The 23,016-nt window shown below is 48.7% G+C and carries 20 protein-coding genes and 1 riboswitch; of the genes, 16 read left to right on the plus strand and 4 right to left on the minus strand.

What is annotated here, in order from left to right:
- Positions 1-20: 20 nt before the first annotated feature.
- Positions 21-587: an SMI1/KNR4 family protein gene (locus tag EL268_RS03360; RefSeq protein ID WP_106657162.1), complete on the plus strand. Its 567-nt coding sequence runs from the start codon at positions 21-23 to the stop codon at positions 585-587.
- Between the two features lie 90 nt (positions 588-677).
- On the opposite strand, the gene EL268_RS03365 is transcribed toward EL268_RS03360, so the two are convergent.
- Both EL268_RS03365 and EL268_RS03370 read right to left on the minus strand, forming a co-directional pair.
- On the minus strand, positions 678-1,544 hold the full coding sequence (locus EL268_RS03365) for an RNA polymerase sigma-70 factor (RefSeq protein ID WP_106657163.1): 867 nt from the start codon (positions 1,542-1,544) through the stop codon (positions 678-680).
- Positions 1,545-1,590: 46 nt separating this feature from the next.
- Positions 1,591-2,763, minus strand: coding sequence for an NAD(P)/FAD-dependent oxidoreductase (locus tag EL268_RS03370; protein ID WP_106657164.1), 1,173 nt, complete (start codon positions 2,761-2,763; stop codon positions 1,591-1,593).
- Positions 2,764-2,908: 145 nt separating this feature from the next.
- Here EL268_RS03370 and EL268_RS03375 point away from each other — a divergent pair, with 145 nt between their 5' ends.
- The 3 genes from EL268_RS03375 (at position 2,909) to EL268_RS03385 (ending at position 5,746) form a co-directional block, all read left to right on the plus strand.
- Positions 2,909-3,649 (plus strand): GNAT family N-acetyltransferase, encoded by a 741-nt coding sequence (locus EL268_RS03375; protein ID WP_106657165.1) that lies wholly within the window; start codon positions 2,909-2,911, stop codon positions 3,647-3,649.
- Positions 3,650-3,788: 139 nt separating this feature from the next.
- Positions 3,789-4,346 carry a sigma-70 family RNA polymerase sigma factor gene (locus EL268_RS03380; protein ID WP_106657207.1) on the plus strand — a complete coding sequence of 186 codons (558 nt, stop codon included), beginning with the start codon at positions 3,789-3,791 and terminating at the stop codon, positions 4,344-4,346.
- Positions 4,343-5,746 carry a hypothetical protein gene (locus tag EL268_RS03385; protein ID WP_106657166.1) on the plus strand — a complete coding sequence of 468 codons (1,404 nt, stop codon included), beginning with the start codon at positions 4,343-4,345 and terminating at the stop codon, positions 5,744-5,746. Before EL268_RS03380 ends, EL268_RS03385 begins: the two co-directional genes overlap by 4 nt.
- A 59-nt stretch (positions 5,747-5,805) precedes the next feature.
- Here the strand turns inward: EL268_RS03385 and EL268_RS03390 are convergent, their stop codons facing one another.
- A complete protein-coding gene (locus EL268_RS03390; RefSeq protein ID WP_106657167.1) occupies positions 5,806-6,681 on the minus strand; it encodes a dimethylarginine dimethylaminohydrolase family protein in 876 nt (291 codons plus the stop codon).
- 190 nt (positions 6,682-6,871) lie between these two features.
- Here EL268_RS03390 and EL268_RS03395 point away from each other — a divergent pair, with 190 nt between their 5' ends.
- The 4 genes from EL268_RS03395 to EL268_RS03410 all read left to right on the plus strand — a co-directional run bounded on the left by EL268_RS03395 (position 6,872) and on the right by EL268_RS03410 (position 11,505).
- Positions 6,872-7,615, plus strand: a complete 744-nt coding sequence (locus EL268_RS03395) for an IclR family transcriptional regulator (RefSeq protein WP_106657168.1) — start codon at positions 6,872-6,874, stop codon at positions 7,613-7,615.
- A 100-nt stretch (positions 7,616-7,715) separates the two neighbouring features.
- The gene (locus tag EL268_RS03400) at positions 7,716-9,245 is read left to right on the plus strand and encodes a hypothetical protein (protein ID WP_106657169.1); all 1,530 of its coding nucleotides are present in this window, start codon (positions 7,716-7,718) and stop codon (positions 9,243-9,245) included.
- Between the two features lie 21 nt (positions 9,246-9,266).
- Complete coding sequence (locus EL268_RS03405) at positions 9,267-9,812, plus strand: RNA polymerase sigma factor (protein ID WP_047069596.1); 546 nt, start codon at positions 9,267-9,269, stop codon at positions 9,810-9,812.
- Positions 9,796-11,505 carry a hypothetical protein gene (locus EL268_RS03410; protein WP_106657170.1) on the plus strand — a complete coding sequence of 570 codons (1,710 nt, stop codon included), beginning with the start codon at positions 9,796-9,798 and terminating at the stop codon, positions 11,503-11,505. Before EL268_RS03405 ends, EL268_RS03410 begins: the two co-directional genes overlap by 17 nt.
- A gap of 157 nt (positions 11,506-11,662) precedes the next feature.
- Here EL268_RS03410 and EL268_RS03415 read toward each other — a convergent pair whose 3' ends face one another.
- On the minus strand, positions 11,663-12,916 hold the full coding sequence (locus tag EL268_RS03415) for an ATP-binding protein (protein WP_174769414.1): 1,254 nt from the start codon (positions 12,914-12,916) through the stop codon (positions 11,663-11,665).
- 202 nt (positions 12,917-13,118) lie between these two features.
- A riboswitch (SAM riboswitch) is annotated at positions 13,119-13,238 on the plus strand.
- 362 nt (positions 13,239-13,600) lie between these two features.
- Here EL268_RS03415 and EL268_RS03425 point away from each other — a divergent pair.
- From EL268_RS03425 to EL268_RS03460, 8 genes are all read left to right on the plus strand, one after another.
- A complete protein-coding gene (locus EL268_RS03425) occupies positions 13,601-14,623 on the plus strand; it encodes a sugar ABC transporter substrate-binding protein (RefSeq protein ID WP_106657172.1) in 1,023 nt (340 codons plus the stop codon).
- Positions 14,624-14,715: 92 nt separating this feature from the next.
- Positions 14,716-16,206 (plus strand): sugar ABC transporter ATP-binding protein, encoded by a 1,491-nt coding sequence (locus tag EL268_RS03430; protein ID WP_106657173.1) that lies wholly within the window; start codon positions 14,716-14,718, stop codon positions 16,204-16,206.
- Between the two features lies 1 nt (position 16,207).
- Positions 16,208-17,206: an ABC transporter permease gene (locus tag EL268_RS03435; protein ID WP_016741326.1), complete on the plus strand. Its 999-nt coding sequence runs from the start codon at positions 16,208-16,210 to the stop codon at positions 17,204-17,206.
- 142 nt (positions 17,207-17,348) lie between these two features.
- The gene (locus EL268_RS03440) at positions 17,349-18,533 is read left to right on the plus strand and encodes a glycerate kinase family protein (protein WP_106657208.1); all 1,185 of its coding nucleotides are present in this window, start codon (positions 17,349-17,351) and stop codon (positions 18,531-18,533) included.
- Between the two features lie 56 nt (positions 18,534-18,589).
- Positions 18,590-19,930, plus strand: a complete 1,341-nt coding sequence (locus EL268_RS03445; protein WP_307724123.1) for an SLC13 family permease — start codon at positions 18,590-18,592, stop codon at positions 19,928-19,930.
- Positions 19,931-20,027: 97 nt separating this feature from the next.
- The gene (locus EL268_RS03450; protein WP_106657175.1) at positions 20,028-20,714 is read left to right on the plus strand and encodes a response regulator transcription factor; all 687 of its coding nucleotides are present in this window, start codon (positions 20,028-20,030) and stop codon (positions 20,712-20,714) included.
- A gap of 3 nt (positions 20,715-20,717) precedes the next feature.
- Positions 20,718-22,082: a HAMP domain-containing sensor histidine kinase gene (locus EL268_RS03455; RefSeq protein WP_106657176.1), complete on the plus strand. Its 1,365-nt coding sequence runs from the start codon at positions 20,718-20,720 to the stop codon at positions 22,080-22,082.
- Positions 22,083-22,094: 12 nt separating this feature from the next.
- A complete protein-coding gene (locus EL268_RS03460) occupies positions 22,095-22,973 on the plus strand; it encodes a PepSY domain-containing protein (protein WP_106657177.1) in 879 nt (292 codons plus the stop codon).
- Positions 22,974-23,016: the final 43 nt, after the last annotated feature.

Here is a 23,016-nt window from a genome sequence, read left to right on the forward strand (position 1 = left end):
GGAAAACGGAGGCTTTACATATGGATATAAAAGAGTATATCAAGAATGGTTTTGAAGCTTACTATGCCCGATATAACCAAGTGACAGAGGAAGGCTTTTGCAGATGGATGCGGCCAGACGTCCCTGATGCCATGAAGGTAGCGGATGTCGATGACGAATGGTCCAGATGGAAGCTGGTTCCTTCTATCGTAAGTCACGAGGATGTGGCTGCGCTCGAAAAAGAATTTGGGTTGAAATTTCCGGAGTGGTATAAAGCCTTCATTTCTACCTATCATCATTATTTCGACGTCATTCCTGAACAAGGGATTGATGAGCCATTTGATCGTATTCGGGATATGTACAATCCATTGCTCTGCAAGTTAGGCTACCTTCCTTTTTCATGGGATACGGAGTACGGCAAACTATACTGTATCGATTTGCAAGAAAGCCCGGATGAAGAGAAGTGTGCCATCTACGAAATTGATCATGAAATATTATTTGAGATGGATGAAGAAAATACGGAACGCAACGAATTGAAAGAATCACTGATCTTTTTGTATCCGAATTTCAAATCTTATTTTGACCACACTTTTTTAGAACGCGCATGACGCGAAAGCAAAACCCTCTTTCACTAAAATAGGAAAGAGGGTTTTGCTTGTGAGATTTTTGTGAGAATCGTTTGATACGCTAGGAGCCGACTACGACTCTATGAATCTTAGCTTATCAGGATTTCTGACAAAGTAGAGGTTGCGAATGACTCCATGTTCGATATGCAAAAACACCACGGTGTCGATTCTGCCGTCCTGTCTGATCACAAACCCGGTCTGGTTGTTTACAGGTGCGAGCTCTACAGAAAAATCTGGACGCTTCGAGAAGCTGCGCATCAAACCGAGCAAGAAGGAAGCCACGCGTTCGCCAGATAGGATCGGATGCAGAGCTGCGGTGACCTTGCCGCCGCCGTCGGAGAGCAATACCGCATCTGTGGCAAGCAGCGTGAGCAATGTCTCAACATTTCCGTGCTCCAGCGCAGACAGAAAACGGCCGATCCATTCTTCGCCGAACTCTTTTTCTGGGGGGAGATGAGGTTCCGCAGGATCAATCCCCATTTTCTTTTTTGCCCGACTAACGATCTTGCGGCAATTCGCTTCGGTTTTTCCAACCAGCTCGGCAATCTCGTCGTATTGGAAGTCAAAGGCTTCTCGCAGGACGAACACCGCTCGTTCTGCGGGAGACAGCCGCTCCAAGAGGACGAGCATTGCGTAGGATAGCAAATCTTTGATAATGACAGAATCATAGCTGTCTGCATCAGGGGTAGAGATGGGCTCTGGCAGCCATGGTCCAGTGTACAGCTCCCGTTTTTTGCGGGCCGATTTTAACAAATCGAGGCAGCGGTTTGTGGTCATTTTGCACAGGTAGGCCTTCGGTTCGGACATCTGCTCCAGCGAGACATCATGGGACTTCACGAATACGTCCTGCACGATATCCTCCGCATCCGTGGCCGAGCCAAGCATCTGATAGGCAAGGCGGAACATGAGCCCCTTATATTGTTTGTACAGAGCCTCCATGGCTGTGTCACTTCCTCTTGTGTCTTCGTGCGTCCCTGTTTTTTTCTTATTTTATCATGCTGGCAATATTCCAGGTGAACTCGCGAAATTTCCACCCCAATTTCCCTGTCAAAATGATATCGAGTCCCCATTTTCTCGTCCAAACCATTCCGCGTTCAGGGCCGAGCCCGACGCAGTAAATGTCCATGTAGCTTTTGTGTGTGGGAGCAGGGGTTCCTTCCAAGTCAGCCAGCACAATTTTTCCCAAACGTATCGCCTGTCCGGAGGCTTCCTTGCAGGTCATCGTGTCCGCTTGACCGCTTGCTGGATCTACGATGCGTGCACAATCGCCAATACTGTACACCCCCGGCGTTCCCGCTACACGATAGGATTCATCGACGACCACCTGTCCGTGTGTGGTCAGTGGCACGCCCATGCTGCGCAATGCGGGATTAGGCTGCAAGCCAAGCGACCAGACGCACAGCCCGACAGCAAGTGTGCGACCACTGGCTAGCGTCAGCATTCCGTCCCGCTCATGAAGTGCCTTTTGACCATGCAGAATGGTTAGGCCGCCATCCGTGAGTGCACTCTCCAGCTTGCGCCCCATTTTGGCGGACCCTTCCATAAACAAACGATTTTGTGCGTTGATGAGATAGACTTTGACTTCATCAGGATGGATGCCGAGGCTCTTCGCTTCCCCACGCATGGCAAAAGCCATTTCTGCAGCAGTCTCCATCCCGCTGATGCCCGCTCCCGCAACGGCGATCGTCAACAATCGCTCTCGTTCGGATGGCTGTTTCTCATGGACGGCTTGGCGCATGTTGGCAAGCCACTTATCCCGAATGGACTCGGCCGCCTCGACGCCCGTCAAAGCAATGCCGCCTTGCTCTGGTTCCGGTTGGCGAATGACGCTTCCTACTGCCAGGATGAGAATGTCGTAGGGCAACGGTTGTTCTTGGCCGTTTTTGTTCCGGAATAAGAGGGTTTTCTCCTTCCCTTTGATCGACGTGACTGTACCTTGCACGAATTCGACGCCCTCTGGAAACAGATTTTTTAGCGGAATCGAGATGTCTGTTTTGGCAGCAGCTGGTTTGAACAACAGGACTTTGCGAAGGTGATGAGGCTCTTTATCAAGTAAGATGAAGCGGATCGGGCGTCCTTTGCATGTATCCCGAACGGCTTTTAGTGCGTTGATACCTGCGTACCCGCCTCCGACAATCACACATGTTACTTCTTTCATGCCAATCAGCTCCTCGTTTGGTTTGACCATGTAACGAGAGTGGGAGTGATTGTGTGACACACCGTAAGAGGAAAATGTCGAAAAAAAACGAATAGGGAATAGATGGGAAGATAGGCACATCAGAGCTCGTAGGAGGATTCCAAGCATGTCATACAACATCTACACTTTCGCACAAAGATCGGATCTAGAAGATCAAGCTGATGCACTCATTGAAGCAAGCTGGTCTGCCTTCATGCTGAATGACGAAGTGGCTAACGAATATTACGGTCATCTGTATGACTGGTTCTCTTCTTATCAATTCATGCTGACGGACGAGGCTGACAAGGTAATGGCTGTAGGAAATGCGATTCCCTTTTATTGGGATGGCACTGCAGAAGGGCTGCCAAAAGGCTGGGATGATGTCTTTCTGCAAGGGATTGAAGACTACCGCCAAGAAAAACAGCCAAACGCGTTATCGGCACTCTCCATCTCCATCGATCCCCAGTATCGCGGACTCGGTCTGAGCAAGCAGATGGTTACATCGATGAAGGATATCGCCAAGGAAAATGGCTTGGTGCACTTGGTGGCACCTGTACGTCCATCGCTCAAGCACAAGTACCCGCTCACGCCAATGGACAAGTACATTCAGTGGAAAACGAGCGATGACGCTCCTTTTGATCCGTGGGTGCGCACGCATTGGAAGTTGGGAGCGAAAATCATGCAGGTGGCGCCGGAATCCATGCTGATCAGAGGAAATCTGAAGGATTGGGAAAGCTGGACAGGGATGAAATTCCCGGAGTCCGGATCGTACATCATTCCAGACGCATTAGTTCCCGTGCAAGTTGACGTGGAAAAGGACGAAGTGGTATATATCGAGCCGAATATTTGGATGCAGCATGTTTTATAAAGCAAAGCATTGCGCGAAGAACAAACAGCGAAGTAGCCTTTTGGAAGCCACAGCGGTTTCTTTTTGCTTTTTCTGTCACCTTTTTGCCGTGAGACGGATCATACCTAATAGCAAGCAATCAACGGATGAGGTGAACGGGTTGAACGAAGTTGAAACAATGCCAGCGAGTCTGGAGGTTACACGGGAAGCCAGACTGAAATGGCTAATGCAGCAATACGGGGAGAAGATTTTTCATCTGGTGAGTCTCACGGTAAAGAATCATGCCTTGGCGGACGATATTACCCAAAACGTGTTTATCAAAGCATATCGGCATCTCGATCAGTTCCGGGGGGACGGACAGATCAAGCATTGGCTCTACAAGATCGCGATGAATGAAAGCAAAAAGCATTTTCGGTCTTGGTCGTTCCGCAACATTTTTCCGACGATGGATGATCATCTGGGCGACCTGATGGATCGGCAGGCAAACAATCAGGTAGAGGAAGAGATATTGAACCGGGTGAAGCGGGAAGAGATCGTCACATACATTCAATCGCTTGCACCGAAATACAGGCAGGTTATCCTCTTGCACTATTACGAAGACCTGTCGATTGCGGAAGTAGCGGAGATTCTCTCGGTTTCGCAGGAGGTCGTCCGTACGCGTTTGCATCGAGCCAGAAAGCAATTGAAGAAGACCATGTCTAAGGAGGTAAAAGGATGAGCGATGATCGCATGTGGCGGGAATGGAGTCAATCAGCAAAGCAATCCGTTCGTGAGAAATATCCGTTTCATTTGGAAAAATTCGAGCAGGAAGTACTCACAAAAATTCAGCGTGAGAAGCGTCGCCGTCGCTGGCAAGTAACTTCTTGGGCAGCCGGAGTGGCAGTTGCTGCTACCCTTTTCTTCCAGATTGCTCAGCCCTTTGATGGAAGCTTGTGGGGACTGACTGGTGCAGAGCGAGGCCAGGAAGTATTTGAATGGATCACGCCAGATGAAGGTTTCACGCATGCTTTGAAGAACGGTTATCCGATTCTGCCAGAGGTGAAATTGGAGAAGGATGGTTTTGTTTATCAGATCAGGGATGCCATGGTGGATCACAGACGGATTACGTTTACGCTGTTAATCTCCGGTGAAAAAATGGAGGAGATTGCGCGGATTCCGGACGAATCGAAAAGAAGCGATATGCTTTATGGGAGACTTGGTGTAGATTTGGGGGAGCTGAGAGAAATTGGCGGTACAAGTAAGGATTTTCAATTGATCGATGGTGTGCATTATCTTATCATCAAATCGAATTACCGAATTGACGAGAAAAAAATGCGAGAGATCATGAATCAGACGAAGCCCGTTCTGCCTGTGCAAATTGTAGATATGCGCAAGAAAGAAGCTGATGAAGTGGTAGCCGAGCTGTTGCTGCCCCTACCAAGGTCCGTCGCTGCAGCAGAAAAAGTAATCGAACCGGACACAGAAGTAGAGGCTGTGCTAGAAACAGACAGCCTGTTGACGAGGCTTAAAGTAAACCAGATAGTAGCTTCTCCGACTGTGATGGAAGCGGAGCTGGAAGCTACTTTGCAGGATGGATTCGAGCTGTATCGCTTGGAGAATGTGAAGCTGGTAGATGGGAAGGGAAAGGAATATCCGGCAATAGATGACCGAATCAATGAGAATCTGGAACGGGTTCGAGGTGGCGATGCTACCCGGGTTCAAGGCAGCGACAAGTATACCATGCAGTTTTCCCCATCTCTCTTCTTTGACGACGTACCGGAAAAACTCGAGCTTCGATTCGACGAGGTATCTGCGAATAAGTCCATTAAAGAAAACATCGTGCTGGATCGGAATGCCAAGTACCCGCAAAGCATTTCATTTGGCAAAAAGAATAAGCTGAACATCGAAAAGGTGTATTACGACAAAGGCAAGCTTTTCATCGTCATCCCGAACGAAGGACCAGAGAAGATTAATCTGCGTGTAGAAGGTCAGTATTACAAGGATTTTATTATCGCAGAGAACCTGGAGACCGTTTCACTTACTTTCGAGGTACCCAAACAGGAAATATACAAGGTAGAGATGAGCGGACTGGAGTTTGAAAGATTCCCTTTGGATGGCGTGATACCTATTACCAAATAACGGTGCTGAAATAACGAAAAGACCACGGAATGTGGTCTTTTCTGTGCTTTTTCGACTTGTTACACTCTCTCCACCGGGCTTGTCAGGCAAGTAGGCCCACCTGTTCCCTTGTAAGAAATCTCCTCGCCCTCATACTCGTACACAGTCGCACCTGCGTCGAGGAGGCGCTGCTTGGTAATCGGGTTGCCTGCCACGACCATGCACACACGCGGCGCGAGGGCGAGAACATTGCTGCCAAGATTATCGTACTCATGATCCGGTACCTCAATTAACTGAATGCCTCTGTCGATGAGCAGTTGGCGGAAAAATACAGGCATCAGCTTGGAGTAGACGACTGCCAAATTATGATCGACCATGCTGATAATCGACATTAGATGCAGACATTCCGAAGGACCGCGATCATACGGAAGCTGGACGACGATGATTTCATCCGTAAAATCCTTGACCATTTCCGTAATTTGAGCGATAGCCGCTTCGTTCGTACGGAAGCCAAGGCCGATCGCGAGCGTTTTTTCATCCAGCCACACGAGATCGCCGCCATCTGACAAGGCATCGCCTGTGAGCTGTCCCAGGATCGGAATATTGTTTTCTTCTAAAAAGGCTTTGTATACTTCTGCTTCTCCCTGACGGAGCTCCTTGCCAGATTTGAGAATGATCGCCCCTTTGGAAGTGAATTTCACCGGGTCGTGGGCGTAAATGGAATCCAATCCGGTCTTATCGGATTGTGGCAAATGCAAGACATTTTCCACATGCTCGCGCAGGATCGCTTCGAATTTGGCGTACTCATGAAGAGCCGTGTCCCAGTCAGGGCGGTCTGTATAGTTGAAGGTTTTCCACGATTGATCGAGATGTTCTTGACTGATAAATGCTTGATGGGGATGCTTGATGATGACGGTTTTCATCTTTTTGACCATGGATTGGCTGCCTTGGAACATAGTTGCCTCCCTTTTTCCACATTACAGAATATTATTCATATTTCGAAATGTTCTTCATTAGTTTACACATTCTGATTTCTGACTGTCAATCTGTGATTCGTACCTGGAGTTTTTTTGCGATTCACAAAATTGGAGCAAATGGTTTAACATAGTTTCATATGAGAAGATAGAGAGAAAAGGGGGGATGACCGTGATCCAATCGTTTGATCGAGCGATGGCGATTGCAACGGCACTTTCGTCGGACGAGCATAGAAAATGGTGGACGATCAATGATTTAGCGAAGGAATGCCAGCTTCCGGTCAGCACCATTTATCGACTGTTGTACACGTTGATGAAGCATGGACTGGTAGAGCAGGATGCTGCGACCAAGCAATATACGTTGGGGATTAAATGGATGGAGTTCGGCTTGCGGGTGCTCGATCGGATCGATTATCGCAAAGTAATCAAGCCGATGATCGAGGAGCTCGCCAGAGAAGTGAACGAAAGTGTTTATTTCAGTCAGCCTAGCGGACTCGAATCCATTGTCGTCGATCGCGTAGACAGTCAGCACAATATTCGCATATACGACCAGTTGGGCTTGCGGATTCCGATGCATATCGGTGCGGCCAATAAAGTCGTGCTTGCACACATGCCTGTGGAAGAAGCCAGACAAACGGTAGTCCAGCTCGTGGGTGAAGAGCAGGCGCCTGCTTTTATGGAGAAGCTCCAGGAGATCAGAGCAGCTGGTCATGCGGTCAGCTTTGCGGAACGGACGGAAAATACGGCGTCCGTCGCAGCACCGGTGATTGATTACACCCAAAAGGTAATCGGGGCGTTAAGCATTGGAATTGTTACGTATGATTTGAAGGAGGAACGGCTCCAGTATTTGATTGAACGGGTAAAGGATGTCGCTCACAAAACCTCGCAACGGCTAGGCGGCCTGTCAAAGGCTTGACTGGCCTTTTTTTATTTTGATTTCCTTGTAACATTTCCCTTTTGCTTCCGACTATTGGGCTATGAACGTAAAAAAAGAGGAAGCCAGGAGGAAATTCAAAATGAAACCATACGCAACCAAAAAGCTGATGATCACAGTAGGAGCTGCTGTTTTGCTCTTCTCAAGCCCATTGTGGGTTGCGCAACCACAAGTAACTGTACAAGCCGCGGCAGTCAAATCGACACAACCCCAATTGAGCAAATTAGCCCAAAAAACCGTAGACAGGCTGAACAAACACTACCCGGAATTAAAAAATGCGGAAAAAACCATTTCGCGTAACAATCAGGAGCGAGATGTCTTCCACATCCAATTCCGCATCTTCAGCAACAAGGAGCGGACGGAAGTATCCCTGTATGCGGATGCCAAAATCGATGCAAACAACGGTATGCTGTTATTCTTCTCTGCACACGACATTCCCAAAAAGAAACCGACTGCACCTCCTACGGAAGCGATGGGAAAAGAAAAAGCGCCGAGTATTCTGAAGGATTTCATCGGTGACGCCATCAAGCAATACCAAATAGACGAGGTAACAGTTGATGGTGAGGGTGCAGAGGCCGTGGCAAATGTGCGTTTCGTTCGGGTTGTGAATCAGATTCCGGTAAAAGACGATCTTTACGTAGTAGCGATCAATGGTGTAGGCGAGCTAGACTATATAAACGCAGGAAACACAACAGGATTGCAGATGGACGCAAGTAAATTCGCCGCTCCGTCAGGGGTTAAGAATCCAGACGAATTCGGCAAACAATTAGAAGACATGCTCCACCTTCGCTATGAGCAAAAAGCAAGAGACATAAGCGCTGGCTTCCGCCCAGTCTACAGCCTGAATTTTTCCGGATATCTGGATGCACGATCAGGAGCCGAGGTAGAGTCCGGATGGACCAAGAAAAATAAGTACGGGAAACCAATCCCGATAACGCCTGGCAACCAGCGGGTCTTCGCCAAAACAAATGAGGAGATAGCCACCGCACTCTCCACTTTTATTCCATTGCCTGAAGGAATTGAGTTTAAAATAACCAAAGGTGCGCCAGTTCTCGAAGGGGAAAAGGAGTATGATGCCGTGGTTGGAAACAAAAAGTTCTCAGTGAGGACAGTAAATGATCAGATTACGTACTTCCATGTAGTTGAAAACCCACCAAAGCAGAAAGTGATTACAGAGGCAGCTGCCGAGGAAAAAGCAGTGGTGTTTCTGCAACCGTTTGTAGACGCAGAGGTAACGGAGCTGGTGCCACAAATGGAGCTGGTACCACAAATGAATAACAGAGAAGCAGGCAAGCAAACGTTTCTATTTTCCCCTGTACACCAAGGGATTATGGTTGAGGGACAGGGCTATTCAGTAAAAGTTGACATGCATACGGGAGACATTGTATCCGCCAGTTTACCAGTAATTACTGGTAAATTATCCTATGATGATGTCTCAAATGTCGTAGGGCCCGAGCAAGCCGTACAAGCATTGTTGAAAGCTAATCCGCTTACACTGCGCTACGTGTTTCCTTCCCTTAACGGACGGTACCAGGGAACACCTGTCCTTGTTTATGAGCCGAAAGAAAGAAACGGAAAGGTTGACGCGGTTACAGGTCAATTTATCAAGTAGGGAGCAGGGAGAGGAAATCCAGTGCAGGACACAGTCGATTACGAAGCGCGGATTAAAGCGATCTATCGCGAGCATTACCGTGATGTCTATCAATATCTCTACTACTTTACGGGGAAGCGTGAGCATGCGGAGGATTTGACACAGGAAGTGTTTATCCGGGTCTTGGACGCTTTAGCCAGATATGAAGAGCGTTCCAGTGTGAAGACATGGATTTTGCATATTGCCAAGCATGTCGCCATCGATGATTACCGGAAGAGGCGGGTGCAAACGCTTTTTGGCATGGATTTGTTAAAAGGGCTGCCTTCTCTTCTGGGAAGGCCGGAAGCGGAGCTGGCTTCCAAGGAAGAACAGCTGGAAATTGAGCAGGCGATGCAGAAAATGAAGCCGCATCATCGGAATGTACTGATTTTGCGTGGCATCAAGGCCTACAGTATTCGGGAAACGGCAGAAATCCTCGGGACAAGCGAAGCCAAGGTCCGCGTAGATTTTCATCGGGCCACAAAAGAACTCAAAAAAGTTTTGCATGTCGATTGGATAGGAGGGTTGGCCAATGAATACTCCAAATGACGAGCAATTCTTCGCGGCTCTTCCTCGGTCAAAGGATGCGGAACCAAGAAGCGAATTCGTAGAAGCGCTGGAAGCAAAGCTGGTGCAACGGGCACGCACCAAAACGAATCGTCCGAAAAGAATCGTCCTCAAGCTGGCGACATGGACAGTTTCCGCTGCGACGGTGGCAGCAGCAGTATGGATGATGGGGGTAACCCCGGAGATATTCAAGCAATCTCGGTTTGAATCACAAGCGCATCTGGTACCCCGCTCCTTCTCATCGGCAGAAATAACAGAAAGCGAGCTAAGCCAAGCGGCGATTAGAACGTTGGAAAAGCTGTACGAGAAATATCCTCCTTTTCGGGAAGCGGAAAAGAGGGTCTACGTAACCAAAGCTCCTCGCGAGGTGTACAACATAGATTTTCGCACGTTCAGCAACAAAGATCGAACAGAAGTGTCGCTATATGCCAGAGCGAAATTGGACGCCAAAAGCGGACTCTTGCTCGGGTTCGACCTGGAAAAGATTCCAGGGCAAGAGAAAGTCGAAGGAGTGCCTTCCAAGGAGAGAATAGAGCGACAGGCGAAGGCATTTATGGAACCGTTTCTGGGCAAAAATCTGGAACAGTATCGGATCGAACAAGTAGATGGGCAAGAGGGAGCAGATACCGTTTCGCATGAAGCCGTCCGATTGCAACGCTACGTGAATGACGTGCAGGTAGAGGGAGATAACTATGGGATCGGCATGAGCGATGCCGGGCATATTCGCTATGTCAATTCAGGGGATTCAACGGGAATGAATTTGGACACCGGGCAGTTTCCTTCAATTGCTGAGCGGCCTTCTCCGAAGAAAACGGAGAGCGGACTTGCGGAAGTCATGCAACTGACGTATCAGAGAGTCGGGAAGGAGGATGTGGACTACGTTCTTCGCTACACGGAAAACTTCTCCGGGTATCTCGACGCTCGTACTGGCAAGGAAGTGAAAACGACCTTGTGGCGCGGGGAGTCGTTTCGCGACAGTATTGCCGTCAATCCCGGAGGCAAGAAGACAATGGTTGCATCGGAAAAAGAGGCTGCGGCCGCCATGGAGTTCTTCGGTCAGAAGGTGGAGGGCTTCACATTTACCGGGAGTAATGTGCCTGAATATATGATGGGAGACAACGAACGGGAATACCAGGCCAAAAAAGGAGAGCGATTCATGCAGCTGACTACCGTCAACAATCGGGCAGCAGCGTTCAAGATATCTTATCCTGAGCTGAGAGAAGGTGATCCGACACTTGCCGTTGCAGAATTGCAGGAGCGAGCGATCTTGTTTTTGGAGCCGTATCTGGATTCACGGGTGAAGACTGTTCGGATGCAGGAGCAAATTTATGTGATGGGCAGACAGGTTGAATTGAACTTTGTCCGAGAAGTAAACGGCGTAATGGTGCCGGATCAGTATTATAAGGTCACGATCGACGGGCAGACAGGAGAAATTATCGGGGTGAATTTAACATTCCCGCATGAGCAGGAGACCTTCCCAGATGCGTCCAAGGTGATTTCAGCAGAAGAGGCGGCGCGGGTTTATCTCCAACATAAATCACTCAGTCCCCGTTATCTATTCCCGCTTGAAAACAATAGGATTCAAGAGCAACCGGTCTTGGTCTATTCGGCGGAGATACTGAAAAGCAACGGGGATGTGGATGCCATTACGGGAGAATGGCTGCCATTCCAATAAAGAGAGACACCAGGGGGAGACTCCTGGTGTTTTGTTTTGCGTAATGCCTCCCGGAAATTGCATAGTAAAGCGTGAGGGGAAGGGCAACCGACCGTCGTTTGCATCATTAGCGATCGAATGGAAAAAGACACAGTCCCTCTGCAAAACCTGCATGCAGCTACTGTGCCTTATACGGAAGCATAATGGTGAACTTGGTTCCTACTCGTGGTTTGCTGGTTACATTGACCGTTCCGCCAATCGCATGAATGACATGATAGGAATACGTCAATCCAAGGCCGGTCCCAGTTGTTTTCGTAGAAAAGTAAATCGTTCCGAGGCGGCTGATCTGTCCTGCATCCATGCCGACGCCGTTATCCTTGATGACCAACAGGGCTTTGTTTCGCTCGATGAGCAAGTCCAGGGAGACTTTTCCGTCCGAAATATCCGCGCACGCCTCGATGGCATTTTTGATGAAATTCACCAATACTTGCTTGAACTCGTCTGGATTGGCCTTGATCGTCACAGGTCTCTCAAAATCTTGCAGCGTAAGCTCCACGTTATGCATATTGGCAAAGGGGAGCATCACCTCGCGGATGGCATGCAAATGCTCGCTAACATTAATGATCTCATGCCGTTCCTTGAGCGGCTTGGAAATCGCAAGGTACTCGGTCAAAATGGCTTCTGTCCGTTGGATTTCATCGAGACTGATGCGAATGTATTGCTCGACTTTTACCAAATTTTCCGGACATTCCTGTATTAATTTCAAGAAGCCTTTGACTGCTGTCAGCGGATTGCGAACCTCGTGTGCGAGCGATGCAGCAACATGGCTCATCGTTTGGATTTTTTCATTTTGCGCGTGGCGGATAAACAGCTCCTTATCCGAAACGCATTTGCTGAAAAGCGACATTAATAACCAGAGGCCGAAAAAGTTTTGAATAGGAATCAGCATGGTGTAGTAAACGAGGTGTTGAGTTACATACGCGGGAAAAAAGTAATAAGTAGTCCCTAAAGCAACCGTAGAAAAAATCGCACTCGTCATAAAAAGATACAGTGTTTTCCGATAACTGGCTTTGTAGTGTCGATACAAAAAGAGTGACAAGACAAAATTGACTGTAAGGATCAGCAGGGCAACCCATGTTCCTTCTCCACCCAGGTAGTAACGATAAACCAAGGCTTCTATCAGAAGGAGCAAGGCAATCTCGATTCCGCCATAAACCAGTCCGAAAAGAATGATGACATGTCGGATATCAAAAAACATGCCAGTCGTGACACTCGGGGCGAAGGTCATCGCGAGAAACATGCAGGCTGAGCTGGTGATGACGATAAAGGAACGGCTGTAGTTCCTCATTTTGTCACGGTAATAAATGTTGAAAAACACAAACGGGATAATCGCGAAAAACCATTGAAGAATGACTTCTTTTAATAGACTCATGTAGCATCCCCATCGCAAATATTTGCTAGGCTTGTATCAATCTACGATAATTCGACAAGACACAACAAAATCCCTCTTGGTGTTACACAAGAAACTGGAATATTTATCAAGAAAATTCTTTCGGTAAACCTAGTTGACAGATAGTTAATTGCCAGATTATATTCTGTATATACTTATACAAACGTTTTGAAAATAGAAACTACTCTTATCAAGAGAAGGCTGAGGGAATGGCCCTATGAAGCCCGGCAACCTAGCACGAGAGAATGCGTTCTTTCGAGCCAAGGTGCTAACTCCAACAGGTAGAATACCTGACAGATAAGAGGCGAGAATCTTGTCGATTTTTGTCCTCTTTCTCTGTGAAAGAGGATTTTTTGCGTAGCTGTCGTGGGGAAGAAGCGCATTTCCAGTCTACGCTTCGGCCTCCGCCCCGCTGTGAGTGAAGACTGTCCGCTTCGGAAGAAATGGCGGGAGCGCTTCAAACGTAGAAGGTTCGAGGAAGGATTTCATAACTGAAGCTGAAATTCCCCGCCATTTCTTCCTACGCTGGGGTGGGCTCCAGAGGCGCTTGGACTGGAAATACGCTTCTTCTACGAGGCTTTTGTTTCCTTCTTGAAAGTGAATGAAGGGAAACAAAATATTTAATCTTGTTATCTGTTTTCAAAAAGAAAAAGGGGGAGCATCTCAATGAAAAAGAAACTCGGTCTGATTACATCACTTGTTTTGGCAGCATCTATTCTTGTGACGGCGTGCGGCAGCGGAGCGACAACGGGAACTGGCAGCACAAACGGCGGTGCTTCGGGAGAGAAGGCGAAGAGAATCGCACTGATCATGCGTCAAAACGTAGGAACATTCTCTGCACAATACATCAATGGCGTGAAGACAGAGGTGGAGAAAAACGGCAGCGAGTTGACCGTATTCAACGCAGATACCGATCTGGCAAAAATGGCGTCCAACCTCGACGCGGCTGTGAACCAAAAGTTTGATGGCATTCTGATCGACCATGGTACGGCGGAAGCGTTGCAGCAGGGCACGCAAAAGGCCGTGGATAAAAAAATCCCGGTCGTCCTGTTTGATACAGACATCAACATTCCTGGTGTGCCAGTTGTGGCGCAGGATGACAACAAGTTGGCAGAGCTGAGCCTGGAGAAGCTGGCAGCGGATACAAACGGCAAAGGAAACATCGTCAAAATTTGGGTAGCTGGCTTTGCTCCTATGGAAAAACGCCAAGTCACGTATGAAGCTTTCCAGAAGAAATACCCGGACTTGAAAGAAATTGCGGCATTTGGTTCTGCCACCAACAATACGGCACTCGATACACAAACGCAGATGGAAGCGATCTTGAAAAAGTATCCGAACAAAGGCGACATCACAGCAGTATGGGCGGCTTGGGATGAATTTGCCAAAGGGGCTACACGTGCCATCCAGCAGGCAGGGCGTACGGAAATCAAAGTATACTCCATCGATTTGAGTGATGAGGATCTGCAAATGATTCAGGCGGAAAACTCTCCGTGGGCAGCGACGGCAGCAGTAGACCCATCCAATATCGGACGCATTCATGCGCAAACCGTGTTCCAAAAAATCAAAGGCGAACAAGTGCCAGACAACGTGAAGCTGAATCCAGTGCTGGTGAAACAGGAAGACCTGCCGAAGGATAAGAAAGTAACGATGGGCGACCTGTCCCAATACGTGCAAGAGTGGGGCAAGTAAGAACCAAATTGGCTTTTCCCGTTGATCTGTATCGTCAACGGGATTTTTCCTTATAGAGGTTGGAACACGCAGGTAAACAGGAGGTGTGAATGATGCCCACATTGCAGATGAAAGGGATAGCGAAGCAGTTTTCTGGGGTTCCTGCCCTGCGATCCGTTGATTTTGAGGTGCGCGCAGGGGAGGTTCATGCACTGCTCGGAGCCAATGGCGCGGGGAAGAGTACCCTGATGAAAATTCTCACGGGAGCGTATCAGGCAGATAGCGGTACAATCACCATCGATGGCCAGTCCGTGTCGATTCAATCTCCGCAGGACGCTAAAGCACAGGGCATTCAATGTGTATATCAGGAAGTGGACACCGCCTTGATCCCGTATTTGAGCGTTGCCGAAAATATTTTGCTCGACCAGCTTGTCCAAGCAAAAACCAAGGGGCTGATCAACTGGCAGAGCTTGTACAACGAATCAGAGCAGATTTTAAAAAAATTCGGCTTCTCCATTCCCGTGAGGATGCTCGTCGAAGAATGTACGCTGTCGGAAAAGCAATTGATTTTGATTGCACGGGCTACCGTTCAAAAGGCCAAGTACGTTATTTTCGATGAACCAACCGCGCCGTTGAGCACAAAGGAGAGCGGACGGCTGTTTCAAATCATTGCCCAGTTGAAAAAAGCTGGGGTCGGGATCATTTATATCTCCCACCGCCTGCCGGAAATCTTTGAAATCTGTGATCGGATCACGATTATGCGTGATGGTCAGCATGTCGTGACCACAGACACGGCGAAGACCAATATGGACGAAGTGATCGCGAACATGCTGGGCAAAAGCTTCGACGAGGAGTTCCCGAAGCTGGAAGTGCCGATTGGCGAAACGATTTTTGAGGTGTCAGGTGTGGCTGGCGGCAAAGTACGCGGAGTCGACATGCAGGTTCGCGAGGGAGAGATCGTGGGCGTCGTCGGTCTGGTTGGGGCAGGGAAGACCGAGCTTGCCCGATTGCTCTTCGGTGCAGATGAGGCAAAGGCTGGAGCCGTTCGATTGCATGGAACACGTATCCAACTGCGCTCGCCAAAAGACGCCGTCGATGCTGGAATCGTGCTCGTTCCGGAGGAAAGGCGCAAGGAAGGAATTTTCGTAGAGGAGTCTGTGCAGAACAACCTGTCTGTCGCCTCGTTGAAAAAGAAGTCCTGGTTCGGTTTTATCAAAAGAGGAGCGGAAGCGGCTAACGCAAGAGAGCTCGTGCAGCGCCTTGGTGTGAAAACAGCCGATATCAAGCAGCTGGTCGGTTTCCTCAGCGGCGGAAACCAGCAAAAAGTCGCAATCGGCAAATGGCTGGATACAAACGCTCACCTCTTTATGTTTGACGAGCCGACAAAAGGGGTAGATATTGGCGCGAAAAGCGACATTTACCGCCTGATCGGAAATCTCGCTGAGCAGAAAAAGGGTGTCCTGTATTTCTCCTGTGAGTTTCAGGAAGTCATCGGGATCGCAGACCGGATTCTCGTCATGTTCGAGGGCAGGATCGTGAAGGAATTGAGTCGCGAGGAAGCAACACAAGAGCTGATTATGTACTACGCAAGCGGAGGTGAGTAACGTGGCAGATAAAAAGTTTAGTTTATTTGATTTTGTTTACAAATACGGTACGGTTGCAGTTATTGTCATTGTCATGCTGTTATTCAGTTTGACCAACCCGTATTTCTTCACGTACGACAACTTGACGGACATTCTTCGCTCCATCTCGATTGTGACATTTGTTGCGATTGGCGTTACGTTCTCGCTGATCGTCGGAGGCTTTGACTTGTCTGTAGGATCGACGGTTTCGTTGACCACAGTCGTTTCTGCTTCGATGATGGTTTGGTACGAACAAGGAGTTTTCACGACACTGGTTGTCCCGATTGTACTCAGCTTGCTCGTCGGGCTGGTCAACGCCTTCCTGGTTGTGAAAATCCGCATTCCTGATTTGCTGGCTACTCTGGCGATGCTCTACATCGTCAACGGCATTCATATGACGTATTCCCAAGGCTACTCGATCTACGCAAACATGCCAATGCAGGACGGCTCACAGGCTCCGGGAAAATTCCAGGAATGGTTCCTATGGCTGGGCCAAGGAGAAATTCTCTCCGTACCGGTTCCTGTTATCCTGACTTTTTTACTTGTGGCGATCACGCATGTGTACTTGACCTATACGAGGCAGGGGCGGATGCTGTACATGACAGGCGGCAATTTGGAAGCGGCCCGTCTGTCGGGGATTCCTGTGAATCGCTATCGTACCTTGGCTTATGTGCTCTCCGCTCTTTTTGCAGGCTTGGGCGGGATGCTCTTGGCAGCACGGATCGGTACCGGGCAGGTGAGTAGCGGCGGCTCCATGCTGATGGATGCAGTAGCGGCTGCTTTCGTAGGCTTCTCCGTATTCGGTGCAGGAAAGCCAAACGTTTTTGGTACATTTGTGGGAGCCATCCTGATCGGGGTGCTACTCAACGGCATGACGATGCTCAATCTGCCGTATTATGCTTACGATATAATTAAGGGGACGGTACTGGCGCTTGCCCTGGCTGTGACCTATTATCAGCTGCGCAGAAAACGAAACGCTTAGAATCGTAATCTTCTTGCTTTTCTCTCATCAATTTCTCATCTTCCTATTATTCCCTTCTCTTTTTTGAAGCTTAGTATGGGTCTTACTCAAGTGAGACAAATGCGAAAGCAAATTCAAATAAAGAGAAGGGATGTTGTTTTTTATGCGTATACTCGTTGTGCCTTCGGGCTTTAAGGAAAGTTTAGATGCCGAGCAAGCAGCTGAGTGCATGAAAGAAGGAATTCTGCGCGTACTCCCGCTCTCCCAAGTACAAACACTGCCGATGGTAGACGGAGGAGAAGGCTTTACAAAAGCGATTGTGAAAATTTCGAATGGCTCAATTATTGATAAGGAAGTAACAGGTCCCGTAGGAGAAAAGGTTCCTTCCCATTTCGGGATATTCGGGTCAAAGACGACAGGTCAAACAGCTGTGATTGAGATGGCAGCAGCAGCCGGACTGCGACTGGTTCCAAGAAGCTTGCGTGATCCGCGCAAAACGACGACACATGGCGTCGGTGAATTGATCAAAGCGGCGCTGGACATGGGGGCAGATCGTATTTTGCTAGGCTGCGGCGATTCCGGTACTTCCGATGGCGGTGCAGGCATGGCGCAAGCACTTGGCGCGAAATTTTTGGATGACAGCGGTCAAGAAATCCGTATTGAAGGCGGAATCTCGCTGGCAAAAGTAACGAAAATCGATGTTTCCGGCATGGACAAAAGACTCAAGCAGGTGCAAATCGATGTGGCTTGCAACTGGTTTAACAAGCTGTGTGGGGAAAACGGGGTCGCTCGCGTGTTTGGCCCGCAAAAGGGAGCGACACCTGAACAAGTCGTTGAGTTGGAAGCAGCACTCGAACAATTCGCGGCTATCATCGAGCGAGATTTCGGTATCGACGTCAGAAACATGCCGGGCAGTGGTGCCTCGGGTGGCTTGGGTGCCGGACTGCATGCGCTGACGGGTGCGAATCTCTATCCACGCTACGACATCATCATGAAATACATTGATTTGGATCGGATGCTTCAAGAGACAGACCTTGTGTTTACGGCAGAAGGAAGCATTGATTTTCAAACACCGCGAGGAAAAATTCCAGTAGAAGTGGCAAAGAGAGCGAAGAAGCATGCCCTGCCGGTAGTGGCTTTGGTTGGGACTGTTGGCAAAGGCGCGCGACTCAATTATGAATACGGTATTGATGCATACACGAGTATTTTGCCAATGCCGTCTACGTTGGAGGAAGCGTTCATGCATGCGCAGAAATGGCTGACCGATTGCTCGGAAAGCTCCATGAGAACCATCATGGTGGGCCTGCAGCTCGCAAATCGTTTAATGGAGAAGGAGCAAGTATCGTGATTGCACAGACTATTGCAAAGGAAAGGCCTGCGTGGGTCCTTCCGATCGTCCTGATTATGTTCGTTGAATTACTGCTCATGCTGCCGTCTTCCCTGACATTTGAGGCCAAATGGAGCTTGTTCGGCTTCTGTGTCGCTGTGATCCTGTGGACGACAACCTCGATGAACTCCGCCTATGTAGCGATTGGCTCCGTGTTACTCCTCGTCGTGACAGGAACGGCTGACCAGGAAATTTTGTTCGACTCGCTCGCCTCCGATGTCATTTGGTTAATGATTGGCTCGTTCATTCTCGGCGGCGCTCTCCAAGTGACAGGCTTGGCAGGAAAACTCACAGATCTGGTCGTGAGCAAGGCAAAGAATGTCAAAAGCTTGTTTTGGCTCTTGACGGTCGTCGTTCAATTTCTCGCATTCTTTATCCCGTCTACTTCTGGACGCGCAGCGGTGCTACTGCCTGTTTTCCACTCGCTGACCTCAGAAATCGGGAACAAACAAATTACGAAAGCCATGGCGATCCTGATTCCGACGATTATTTTAGTATCGACGAGCTCCACCATGATTGGAGCGGGCTCCCATTTTATCGCACTCGATATGCTGAAGGAGTTCAATGGGGAAGGGATTAGTTTCGCGGAGTGGCTGTTGTGGGGACTGCCGTTCGGGGTTGTGGCCAGCATCGTTACTTGCCGGATTGTTCTGGCTCTGTTTCTCTCTAAAGAAGAGATGCAGCGCCCACTCGCGAGTAAAAAGCTTTCTCTTACCTTGTCCCGCAACGAAAAATATACGGTTGCTGTGATCGGGGCGATGGTCATTTTCTGGCTGACAGAGCGTTTTCACGGAATCGAGATTGCTACCACGACAGTTGTCGGCGCCTTTCTTTTGACACTCCCCAATGTGGGCGTCATGAAGTGGAAGGATGGCGTACAGTCTGTCTCGTGGAACCTGATTCTGTTTGTAGGGGCGGCCATTGCCCTCGGAAAGTCGTTGTTGGAGAGCGGCGCGGCAGAGTGGATCATGAAGAAGCTGTTCGCGATCACCGAGCAGCTGGAAGGCGAATCGTCGCTTCTGATTATTGTGGTTATTACTTTGCTGACACTGACATCCCATCTGTACATTACATCGCACACGACGAGAGCCGTCATTCTTGTTCCGCCGCTTCTCTACTTTGCGAGCAGCCTTGATTTGAATGAAGTGACCGTGTTGTTCTTAGGAATGATCGGCATGAACTACTGCCTGACCTTCCCTGTCAGCTCCAAAGCATTGCTCATGTTCCAGGAAAGCGGCAAGGAAACCTTTTTGCCTAAGGATTTGCTGCGATTGAGCTTGTATGCAGGTGTAGCCCACGCGATCCTGATGGTCGTCTTTTATTACGCGTACTGGCAGTGGGTGGGATTAACGATATAAGTAAAAAATTATATCTTTCGTACGGATTACTCTTTGATCCACAGCCAATATTTGCTAAACTCATCTGGATAATGGATGCAAGGTTTAGGAGGATTACATGTCGGAGCGAATATTAATTGTGGAAGATGAAGAGAAAATTGCTCGTGTGATTCAATTAGAGCTGGAATACGAAGGATACGAAAGCGAGATCGCCAAAACAGGGCTAGAGGCGCTGGAACAATACAATCGAGGCGGATGGAACTTGATTTTGCTCGATGTATTGCTGCCAGGCTTGTCAGGGATAGAAGTGCTTCGCCGGATTCGGGTAAAGGACTCCGCGACGCCAGTCATTTTGTTGACGGCAAGAAATGCTGTCGTGGACAAGGTAAATGGACTCGATCAAGGCGCGAACGACTATATCACGAAGCCTTTTGAAATCGAAGAGCTGCTGGCTCGCATCCGTTCCTGCCTCCGCTTGTCCCAAATGACAAGAAAAGTGGAAGCCAGCTGCAAAGTAGAAGTAGCAGATTTAAGCCTGGATGAAAAATCGAGGGAAGTAACAAGAGGTTCCAGTCAGATCGAGCTGACACCGCGTGAATTCGATTTGTTGCTTTATCTGATGCAGAATAAAAACCAAGTTCTGAATCGTGAACAGATTCTTACACACGTATGGGGATTTGATTATTTCGGAGACACAAATGTCGTTGACGTGTATATCCGTTACTTGCGTAAAAAGGTGGACCAAGGGTATGAAACCCCGCTTTTGCATACAGTACGAGGCGTTGGTTATATGCTGAAGGGGTAGATTATGAAAATCAAAAATAAAATTCATTTGTTCTCCACGGTCGCGCTCTTGCTTCTGCTGCTCATGGTCAACAGCTTCATTTACTTCGTGTTCTACAAAGTGACAACAGACGGAGAGCTGGATCGTCTGCAACGAGAAGTTCTGCATATCCAGAGTGGACTCAATCAGACCGGTGTGGAAAATTTTGACCCTGCTACGCTGCTACAGCCGTATTTGCCATCGTACGGGATGATCCGGATTATCGATCAGCAGTCACGGGCCATCGTCACGCAGGAAGTAGACAGCACGCAACCAATCCCGGCCCCGAAGCCCCTCTTTGAAAGAAAGGCGAGTGACGGTGTCTTCGATGTCAAAGGTGTGAAATACGCGTACGTCAAGGTCCCGATTATTTGGACGAATGGAAAAATTGTCACGCTAGAAGTGATTGAAAGTATTGCGGGCTTGCAAAAGAATTTGAACCTGCTGCAAAACGTTCTGTTATTTGCTTCGCTGTTCGTGCTGATTCCTGCATTTTTTGCTGGACGCATGTTGAGCAATCTGATTTTGCGACCAGTCAACTCGATGATTCAAACGATGGAAGACATTCAAGCGCGCAGTATTTTTAAGAAAATACCGCTTGAGCACACATCCAAGGATGAATTGCACGCGTTAGGCAGTACCTTTAATAAAATGATGGATTTATTGCAGCAAAACTTCGAGAAGCAGCAGCAGTTCGTCTCAGATGCTTCCCATGAATTGAAGACGCCGCTGACCGTAGTAGAAAGCTATGCGAAGCTATTGAAGCGTTGGGGGACGAAAAAGCCGGAGGTTCTGGCAGAGTCGGTGGAAGCGATCTATTCGGAAGCCGTGCGCATGAAGGATATGACCAATCAAATGCTCCTTCTCGCCAACAATAGCGCCGAATGGAATCTGGATGTCAAAGAAATCGACTTGATCCCGATGTGCCAAACGACCATTTCGCAATTAACCAATGCGTATGGCAGGTCCTTTCAACTGGGCGCAAACCACGAATCGGTTCCTGTGATGGCCGATGAACAAAAACTAAAACAAGTGCTCGTCGTTTTACTCGACAATGCGATGAAATACAGCTCGAATGAAATCGAGGTTGGGGTGGGGCTTCAAGGGGACCGCCCATATATCTCAGTCAAGGATTACGGAATGGGGATTCCCAAGGAAGATTTGCAGCATGTTTTTGATCGTTTCTTCCGTGTTGACAAAGCCCGCAGCCGCGAAACAGGTGGCGTAGGACTGGGGCTTTCCATTGCCAAACAGATCGTTGATGCCCATCAAGGCGATATTGCACTGGATAGCGAAGAAGGGAAATGGACGCTCGTGACCGTTTTTCTGCCAGGGCAGGCTAAGAAATAGCAGGAGGTACGTATGAATAAAAAATGGAAAATAGGGCTGCTGGCGAGCTTTCTGTTGGTCACGACGGCATTTGGCATGCAACGGATCTTCGCGAGCATGGATTTGCAGTCATTGTCAGCGGAGGAAGTCAAACAGATCGTGACGGCCCGCTACCCGGGGAAGATTGAATCGATTTCCATGACGGACGTAGGAGAAAACAGCATCTACAATCTCCAACTCCTCAATGAGCGCGGAACGTATAGTGTGATGGTGAATGCACAGACGGGCGAAATTATTGATTTGAAAGAGCTCTCCTTGGTCGCAGCCACTGCGCAGCCGAAGGCAAATGAAACGGCGACGAATTCAACGCAGCCGGGTTCAAATCCGACAGCCAGCACAGCGCAACCGAACGGCAGCGGGAAGGATGCTTCAGGCAACGCGACAAAACCAGCAGGAGCGGGAATGATGGGGACTGTTGCGCCAGGCAAACAACAGCCTGCTACTTCAACCCAGACACAAACACAGCAGCAGTCGAAGCCGAATCAAAGCTCAAATCCACCAGCGCAGCCACAGACAAAAATTACGGAACAGCAAGCGAAACAGATTGCGACGGAAAGAACAAGTGGCGGCAAGATCGATGATGTTGATTTAATCGAAACAAAGAGTGGAGCAGTCTATCGAGTGATCACGAAAAAAGACTCCCAAACGGTAGATGTACGCATACATGCCATTACCGGAAAAGTGCTCTCGACTACCACCATCGACAATAGCTCTACCGATGATGATGATGACGATGATGACCAGACACCAGCCGATAAAAATGGCAGCGCTCCGGCAGATGCATCTACAAGTGATGACACGAACACGAATGACACCGACGACGATGATCTGGATGATGGTGATGATGATTAGGATTTAGCATTTAAATAGAGAAAGCCGTCAGTGTCTGCATTGA

Source organism: Brevibacillus brevis, assembly GCF_900637055.1.
In the GTDB taxonomy this organism is placed as follows: domain Bacteria; phylum Bacillota; class Bacilli; order Brevibacillales; family Brevibacillaceae; genus Brevibacillus; species Brevibacillus brevis.